Origin of the sequence: Lactobacillus sp. UMNPBX17, from assembly GCF_002553735.1 — a bacterium.
Classification (GTDB): Bacteria; Bacillota; Bacilli; order Lactobacillales; family Lactobacillaceae; genus Lactobacillus; species Lactobacillus gallinarum.
In genome coordinates this window covers 1-7,748 of record NZ_PCYT01000067.1, presented here as the reverse complement: position 1 = coordinate 7,748, position 7,748 = coordinate 1, and the positions used below count along the sequence as shown (strand labels likewise).

General features: G+C 32.3%; 8 protein-coding genes, 1 pseudogene and 1 other annotated feature. Of the genes and pseudogenes, 8 read left to right on the top strand and 1 reads right to left on the bottom strand.

Annotated features, from left to right (window positions below):
• Positions 1–340 precede the first annotated feature (340 nt).
• Positions 341–587, bottom strand: a binding site (T-box leader).
• Between the two features lie 119 nt (positions 588–706).
• Positions 707–1,105, top strand: coding sequence for a hypothetical protein (locus tag CP368_RS08680; protein ID WP_087176460.1), 399 nt, complete (start codon positions 707–709; stop codon positions 1,103–1,105).
• A gap of 48 nt (positions 1,106–1,153) precedes the next feature.
• On the opposite strand, the gene CP368_RS08675 is transcribed toward CP368_RS08680, so the two are convergent.
• Entirely contained in the window at positions 1,154–1,660 is a 507-nt protein-coding gene (locus CP368_RS08675; protein ID WP_025005384.1) for a hypothetical protein, read from the bottom strand.
• A gap of 181 nt (positions 1,661–1,841) precedes the next feature.
• Here CP368_RS08675 and CP368_RS08670 point away from each other — a divergent pair, with 181 nt between their 5' ends.
• The 7 genes and pseudogenes from CP368_RS08670 to CP368_RS08645 all read left to right on the top strand — a co-directional run bounded on the left by CP368_RS08670 (position 1,842) and on the right by CP368_RS08645 (position 7,594).
• Positions 1,842–3,242: a zinc ribbon domain-containing protein gene (locus CP368_RS08670; RefSeq protein WP_098045979.1), complete on the top strand. Its 1,401-nt coding sequence runs from the start codon at positions 1,842–1,844 to the stop codon at positions 3,240–3,242.
• A 130-nt stretch (positions 3,243–3,372) separates the two neighbouring features.
• The gene (locus CP368_RS10860) at positions 3,373–4,152 is read left to right on the top strand and encodes a hypothetical protein (protein ID WP_233185855.1); all 780 of its coding nucleotides are present in this window, start codon (positions 3,373–3,375) and stop codon (positions 4,150–4,152) included.
• Positions 4,127–6,019, top strand: a complete 1,893-nt coding sequence (hsdR, locus tag CP368_RS08665; protein ID WP_233185854.1) for a type I restriction-modification system endonuclease — start codon at positions 4,127–4,129, stop codon at positions 6,017–6,019. Before CP368_RS10860 ends, hsdR begins: the two co-directional genes overlap by 26 nt.
• A pseudogene (locus tag CP368_RS08660) lies at positions 6,000–6,149 on the top strand (SAM-dependent methyltransferase); the annotation flags it as partial. The gene hsdR and the pseudogene CP368_RS08660, both read left to right, overlap by 20 nt.
• On the top strand, positions 6,136–6,897 hold the full coding sequence (locus tag CP368_RS08655; RefSeq protein WP_087363370.1) for a restriction endonuclease subunit S: 762 nt from the start codon (positions 6,136–6,138) through the stop codon (positions 6,895–6,897). The pseudogene CP368_RS08660 and the gene CP368_RS08655, both read left to right, overlap by 14 nt.
• A 63-nt stretch (positions 6,898–6,960) precedes the next feature.
• Positions 6,961–7,206 carry a hypothetical protein gene (locus tag CP368_RS10855; RefSeq protein WP_098045978.1) on the top strand — a complete coding sequence of 82 codons (246 nt, stop codon included), beginning with the start codon at positions 6,961–6,963 and terminating at the stop codon, positions 7,204–7,206.
• A 73-nt stretch (positions 7,207–7,279) separates the two neighbouring features.
• Complete coding sequence (locus tag CP368_RS08645; RefSeq protein WP_087363366.1) at positions 7,280–7,594, top strand: hypothetical protein; 315 nt, start codon at positions 7,280–7,282, stop codon at positions 7,592–7,594.
• Positions 7,595–7,748 lie beyond the last annotated feature (154 nt).

The following is a 7,748-nucleotide window of genomic DNA, read 5'->3' as shown; positions in this document are numbered from 1 at the left end:
TGTTTTTGTGGTTATTAACATTCTATCAAACAGGTCCAAATGGACTTTTTATTTTCTATCAAGTGTTCAATTTAATTTTACAATCGGCCAATTCTTTTGGTCGTAAAAAACTTCCTACAATATCATAATGAGTTAAGTTAGTCATACTTTTTCTCCTTGTAATTATTCAACAATCAACAGTCCGCAAATAATAAAAATCAACCATACAAGGAGACACATTCGTTCAAATACTTTTTTATTGATAATAATTTTTGAATTAGTAATTGTAATTGCTTTTTTCATGATTGATTCCTCCTTTGAGTAGATAAGCAAAATAAAAAGCGCCTCTAGCATATTTCATGCTAGGGACGCTCAAGCGTGTTACCACCCATGTTTAAATTAACTTCACAGCCAATTCCTCAATAAGTACTCCCAATAGGGAAGACTCAGACGGGGTAACGATCGTCACTCGTAATTTGCTTACTTAATGCTCGCATTTTAATTTAGCTCCAAGACCATATTCATTGCTTGCCATTGCATCGGCTTTCACCTAATCCGACTCTCTGTTAGAAATTTTAAACAATTACTCATCTTTTCTAAGCTTTTATTAATTTAATTGCCATTATAATACGCCGAATGAAAATTGCTGTCAAGAAAAACTTTGATTGATTTTAGAAAATAAGACAGATAATATGTGGTTAGTAACAAGAAGAATAGGAGAGAAAAAATGACTAAAGTTTTCTATGTAAATGCTGATTTGAATAAAGTAGTCAGTGGCAAAGAAATAGCTGCCAACACGCAAAAATTTACTCAAGTACATCAAGATGCAGTTATTGCAGAAAAGAATTTAGATTTAAATTCTGACCAGGTGATTTTTCATAATTGTCCTAAGGGATATAGACTGGTTGATGAAGTGGATGAAAATTATAATGTGGAATACGATAAAGTATACGTGCCTATTCAAGTAGAATATGGCAATATTAAGAATTTCAAAAATGATGCATTTGATATTCATGATCATGAAAGCAGTGAATATTTCCAAAAATGGTTGTTGTGTTCCTTTTTAGCTGATTCGTTGCCATTTAACGTTGCAGCAAGAGTAGAAGCATGGTTTGGCGAGGAATAAGTTAAGTAAAAAAACTCCAAAAGCATTTAACTTTTGGAGTTTTTAAATTTATCGACTTAATTTGTGAATCTTATGTGCTAAAACCATTTCCTTGTTACGGTCTGCATAAATTGCATCTTTAAGGTAATTTATTGGCTTGAGCAAGGTATTTCTGCTGGTAGTAGACAAGTAGATTGCATGATGATGATCTAAATGGCGCAAATATCTTTTGGCATTTTGAATTCTAGCATGGTGCTCAAGGGCTAACTTCGGCTTGAAGCCCGTAATTTGGTGTTGAGCATTATAGATAGGAACAACTTGATGATGCCATTTATCAATATGATGGGTATTGTGACCACCAATCTTCTTACTTGCTTTGACAATATCTTTCTTAGTGGTCAAATTATCTTGTTTTTTCAGCCGTGAATTTTTATCAAGATAATAATTGCCAAGACCATCTTGCCGATATAGTTGCAAATTTTTAACTGAGTCTTCTTTATTGACAGTTACTTTTAAAACGTCACCATTTTTGTAATTCATTAAATACATGTCGTGATCAATGGTGTAATTCTTCATGATAAAATATTCACCTCTTCTACATTAATTATCTAACATGATATTATAGTTATTTTTTTAAATATTGGAACTGGTTTTGCTAAATTTTTCTAGAAAAATTCCTTCTGTTAAAAAAATAGTGTTATTAGGATATAATAAGTGTAGTTATGATAAATATTTTAGTGATTAAGTATAAAATAAAATGAAGAAAATTTGTCCTAATTGTGGTAAAGAAGTAGACCCTGAGGAGAAGTATTGTCCATTTTGTCATTTCAATTTAGTTAATAATGATGAAACAATGGTGATAGTGAATATAGGGCTGTTAGGATTAAAAAATAATGAGTCGACTGCTGAAAAGGATAAAGAAAAGGTTCAAGCTGAAGAGAAAAAATCTGTCGCTAAGCCTGAAAAAAAGAAGCAGTCAGAATCAAAAACTATTGTTTCTAAGTCGGATAAAAAGCCAACGCCTTTACCTAAATTTAAAAAGAAAAAATTTCATTTCAAATGGTCAATATTGGTTGAAGTAGTTGTCGCCGTAATCGCAATCTTGGTAATGTTTGGTACAAATTACTATAGCTGCAAGGCTCAGATTAGTCGGATAGAAACTGGATTAAAAAATGGCAAGGTTAACAATGTGGTAACTAAAGGGAACGTTCCACTTACCGCTAAAAATTTAATGCCATTAAAGGAATACTATAAGAATAATCCTGCCGCATATAAGAAATTGAAAAAGAGCTTGATGGGTAAGAATAACTTACCAATTAAACTGATTAAGCAGGGACATTATTTCTTGTTTTTCCCTCGGTATGTAGTTCAATTGCCAACTTATAAATTGAGTGTGGTTAATGATTATCACCATTCTACTGTTACAGTTAATGGCGCAAAATTTACTAAAAAGCAAAAAGTTTTCCCTGGCGTATATAATATAGAAGCAAAATCTTCTTATTTGGGTCAAACAGATAAGTTTAAAAAGACAGTTAATGTTTGGAAAGATCAAACAGCTGAAGTAAAACTTAATGCTAAGACGATTGAGGTTCAAGGGATGCCAAACGGTAAGCTTTATCTAAATAACCATAATATTGGTAAGCTAGATAAAAAAGGAAATCTTGTTCTTGAAGATGTACCATTAACCAAGCCGTTTTCTATATATGCAGCTAAAAAGCAGAAGGGGAAACTTGTTAAAACTAAGCGAGTTAAGAATGTACCATCAGCTATCAAAGGCAGCAAAAATGTAGCTGTACTTAAATTAGATTGGCAGCAATCTAAAAATGTTGGTAAATTATTGGAAGATAATTTTAACTATCCTAACTCTAAAGATTTTATTGGTGGCAGTAAGAATAAGAGTTATGTTGAATTGAGAACTTTAGTAAGTAATTGGCGTAATAGTCCTAACCTTACTAAGTATCATGCCAATATTACTGTTAACAATAAGTCACTGAATGATATTCATTATTCTGTAGAATTCAATTTTGCGTTTAATAAAAATGGTAAACGTTATAAGAGAGTTCAAGTTATGAAGTTTAGAAATGCTTCTGCTAGGTCTACTTCTAAAGGCCTTAAGATAAAAACAATTGGCGGTGGACGCATTGTCAGTTCAAAGTAAAAGATAATTAAAAACTTGATGTCAGTTTGGCATCAAGTTTTTTGTTACGTGCTTTTGAACTTGTTCTTAATAATTAATTCAGAGTAAAATGAACATATATGTATGCATTTTTGATGTAAGGATGATTGGAATGTCTAATTTTAATACTTCAGATAAAAATTATCATGAATATGCTAAATTGGCTTCTAGTGCTGAGAGTTTGATTTTTTCAGATCCAAGAAGCAGTTTAACTGTTTTTGGTACTTTTGGTGAGCAATTAACAAGAGAAATTATGCATTTAGATGGTTTAGGCGATTGGGAGTTGAACCAAAAAGCACGAATCGATAAGATGCGTTACTCCGGAAATGGCTATCCTGATGCAGTTTTATTAGCATTAGATGAGATCAGACGCAAACGGAATAGAGCTACTCATGATAATCAATTTATCGCAACCAAAGGTGAAGCTTTAAAAATTGATCAAAAGGCTTATTTAGTTTGGAAATGGTTCTTAGAAAGTTTTTCTTTAAACGATGTTCCTGAATATGTTACACCAGTTGATCAAAGAAATATATTAAAGAGTCAAGCAGATAAGATTAAAGTTTTAGAAGAAAAAATTAAGCAGCTGCAAGAAAACCGGCCACAAATTACTATTTCAGCGGAAGAAAGAACAAGAAGACGCAAGGTAAATGTTCAATTTGCTAAAAAGCATCCGTTAAATGAGGAAGAAACTAGACAATTAATTGATAGCCAATTACGTAATGCAGGTTGGGAAGCAGATACACCAAGACTAAATAATTGGAAGCATCAAACTGAACCACAGAAAGGTCATAGTATGGCGATTGCAGAATGGGTATTGCCTAATGGTCAAAGAGCTGACTATGCACTTTTTAAGGGCTTAGATTTTTATGGCATTGTTGAAGCAAAGAGATGAGATCAAGATATTGCAGGACAAATGGCCCAGCCTAAAGAATATGCTTAGATCAGATTACCATTTAATAGGGCAAGAGATGGGTGATTACAAGGTTCCTTTTATTTATGCTGCAAATGGTCGTCCATATTTAGAACAATATAAGGAAAAATCAGGTATTTGGTTCTGGGATGCACGTAATCCAAAAGAAAATGCATATGCTCTAGAAGAATTTCATAAACCTGAGGATTTGGCATTAAAGTTAACTGCTAAGAATAAGGATGAAGCAAATAAAGATTTGGCAGATGATGAAGATTATCCGCAATTTGCAGCTCGTCCATATCAACTTGATGCGATTCAGTCTTTAGAAAATGCAATTAAAGATGGAAAAAAACGTATCTTGCTTGCGATGGCTACGGGTACTGGTAAAACTAGAACTGCTATTTCGTTAATGTATCGTTTGCTAAAGCATAAAAGAGCTAGAAGAATCCTTTATTTAGTTGATCGAAATTCACTTGGTCGCCAAACTGCTAATGCAATTAAAGATAATAAGATAGGTACAATGTCGATTTCTTCTATTTATGGATTAAAAGAATTATCTGATAAAGTGCCTGATGCTTCTACTAAGATTCAAATTGCAACTGTTCAGGGAATGATTAAAAGATTATTCTTTAATGATGATAATTCTGAAAAGCCTTCAGTTGGTCAATATGATTTCATTATTGTTGATGAAGCTCACCGCGGTTATGCAGAAGATAGAGGGCTAAGCGATCAAGAATATGAAAATTACGATCAAGAAGAATATGTTAGTCAGTACCGTCGAGTAGTTGATTATTTTGACGCTACTGCAATCGGAATGACTGCTACACCAGCATTACAGACAACTGAAATCTTTGGTAATCCAGTATATTCTTATAGCTATCAACAGGCTGTCCTTGATGGCTACTTGGTTGACCACGATGCACCAGTTATTATTCAAACTAAATTAGCTAAAGAAGGAATTCATTTTAAAAAGGGGACAGAAGTTGATGTCTTTAATCAGGATGAAAAGACCATCGATAAAGAAAAATTGCCAGATAATATGAATTTCGATGTCAAAGACTTTAATCATAGAGTAATTACGCCTAGTTTTAACAAGGTGGTTTGTGATGAACTAGTTAGAAATTATCTTGATCCTACGGATAGGGATGCAGGTAAAACTCTTATTTTTGCGGCAACAGATGAACATGCTGATATAGTGGTTGATTTGTTGAAGAAGGCCTTTAAAGATGATGGTCGTCCAGTGGATGATGATGCGATTGAAAAAATCACGGGTTCTATTCGTCATCCTAACCAAGAAATTAGAAACTTTAAAAATGAAGATTATCCTAATATTGTTGTTACAGTTGATCTCTTGACTACTGGTGTTGATGTACCTGCAATTACTAATATTGTCTTCTTAAGAAGGGTACAGTCTAGAATTCTGTATGAACAGATGCTAGGACGTGCAACTAGATTGTGTCCAGAGATCCATAAGGATAAATTTAGAATTTTTGATGCAGTTGGTATTTATGATGCAATGAATAAGGTAACTAATATGAAGCCAGTTGTTCAAAATCCTGGCCATAATGTAAATTATTTCTTACATCATAAGGAAGACTATTTTGAAATTGCTGAAGATAGTCATCAATATCAAGTTGATATGGCTGGCGCTGTTGAACGAAAAATCAAACGTCTTGATGATCAAGGACGAAATAAGTTTGAACGTTTAGCTGAAATACAATCGGTTGATGAATGGGCCGGTAAATTAAGCAAGATAAGTAAAGCCGACTTTATGAAGCAATGGCCTAAGTTTGAACAACTTTATCAGGTGCATCCAGCGAAAAAGCAGTTTATCTCTAATGAGCGATGAAGAAGAACATGAAACTAAATCATTAAAAGAAATTCTTAGTGATATGAATGAAAAATCTAAGGCAATTAGTGAGGCAATTGCGGAGTTGAATAAGGCATTAGAAGGAATTGACGATAGTGAAGACGAATAGTTTAGATTTTGATGCTCAAGCTTTAAGAGAGAAGATCTTGGATTTAGCGATGCGTGGGAAGTTGATACCGCAGTATCCAAATGATGAACCGGCTAGTGTGCTTTTGGAGAAGATTAAGGCCGAAAAAGCTGAGCTGATTAAGAAAAAGAAGATTAAGAAGACCAAGCCACTTCCTCCGATTACAGATGATGAAAAGCCATTTGATATTCCAGATAGTTGGGAATGGGTGAGATTGGGGGATATACTTTCTTTAGAAAATGGAGCCATTAGAAGAGGTCCCTTTGGTAGTTCTTTGAAAAAAGCTTATTTTGTTCCAAAAAGTAAAAATACTTATAAAGTTTATGAGCAAGGAAATGCAATCCATAAATCAATTGATTATGGAAATTATTACATTTCTCAGCAAAAATTTGAAGGATTAAGTTCTTTTGATATACGACCAAAAGACATATTATTAAGTGGAGCAGGGACGATAGGGGAGACGTATATTTTACCAACTAATGCACCTGAAGGTGTTATAAATCAAGCTTTAATTAGAGTTCGCCTTAATAATAATTTGATTTCAAATGAATATTTTTTATTAGCTTTTCAACAAAAGGTAGGCTTATTAAATAAAAAAGCAAAAGGAACAGCCATTAAGAATATGTTTTCTATTTCTCATATGAAAAATGATCTTATTTGGGCTCTTCCACCGTTATCAGAACAAAGCCGAATTATTACTAAGATAAGACAATTATTTGCATTCCTTTGAAAAGATGGAATATCATTTTGATCATGTAAAGTAGAATTTGGATAAAAATGGTAATGAAAAAAATTGGGCATAATATACAAAAAAATAAGTATTTTATTTGTTTATTTAGAATTAAAAGAAAACCAAAAAAGTCATGAAGCAAATTTAAATGTTTACGTTAACTTGAAATTTCCAGCTTATCTTAATAGTACTGGTAATGAAAGAGAAGTTCTTAATCTTCAAGGATTTATCTTAAATATAACCCCTGTTAACGATGGTTTGATTTCAGGAAGTTTTAGATTTTTAGGAATTTGCAATAGTTTAGATTAGCAAATATTGAAAAAAAGAGCTAGAAAAGGCTAGACATAAACAAGAATTTGACGCAAAAATATTTGTTGATAAGATGTATTTTATTAACAAGGAAGTTACTCCTCCAGATTTACCACAACCAGAAGGTAAAGTTATAAAAGAATTAAGTGGGAGTGATTTATTATTCCCAGTGAAGAACGGTTTTGAAAAAATTGATAGTAAAGAAGTAGGTGAAATTAGAAATATAACTTATGCTTATGGCAATACAAATGAAATTTCTATTTGTGATGGACTTAAACTTGATCCAAAAAAAGATATAGATTTAACCGTAGTATATATAGATCCGACATTTAAGCCATACATTGGTACAATTTCTATCTCTTCTGCTTTAATACGTAAACTTTTTTAAAAAATTGGGATTACTCCAATTTTTAGTGATGAAAATAAATTTGGTAAATAAAATTAAATTGTAAGTGAATCATTAAAAAAGATTCCAGTATCATTCATACAATGTCATTAAGTTAAGACATTGACAAATTGATAGTTTAAGCTTTTAGATCATT

What these genes read in the sequence shown, in the direction of transcription:
- CP368_RS08680 (WP_087176460.1), top strand. Translation starts at nt 707, where the DNA reads ATGACTAAAGTTTTCTATGTAAATGCTGATTTGAATAAAGTAGTCAGT.
- CP368_RS08675 (WP_025005384.1), bottom strand. Translation starts at nt 1,660, where the DNA reads ATGAAGAATTACACCATTGATCACGACATGTATTTAATGAATTACAAA.
- CP368_RS08670 (WP_098045979.1), top strand. Translation starts at nt 1,842, where the DNA reads ATGAAGAAAATTTGTCCTAATTGTGGTAAAGAAGTAGACCCTGAGGAG.
- CP368_RS10860 (WP_233185855.1), top strand. Translation starts at nt 3,373, where the DNA reads ATGTCTAATTTTAATACTTCAGATAAAAATTATCATGAATATGCTAAA.
- hsdR (WP_233185854.1), top strand. Translation starts at nt 4,127, where the DNA reads ATGGCATTGTTGAAGCAAAGAGATGAGATCAAGATATTGCAGGACAAA.
- CP368_RS08645 (WP_087363366.1), top strand. Translation starts at nt 7,280, where the DNA reads ATGTATTTTATTAACAAGGAAGTTACTCCTCCAGATTTACCACAACCA.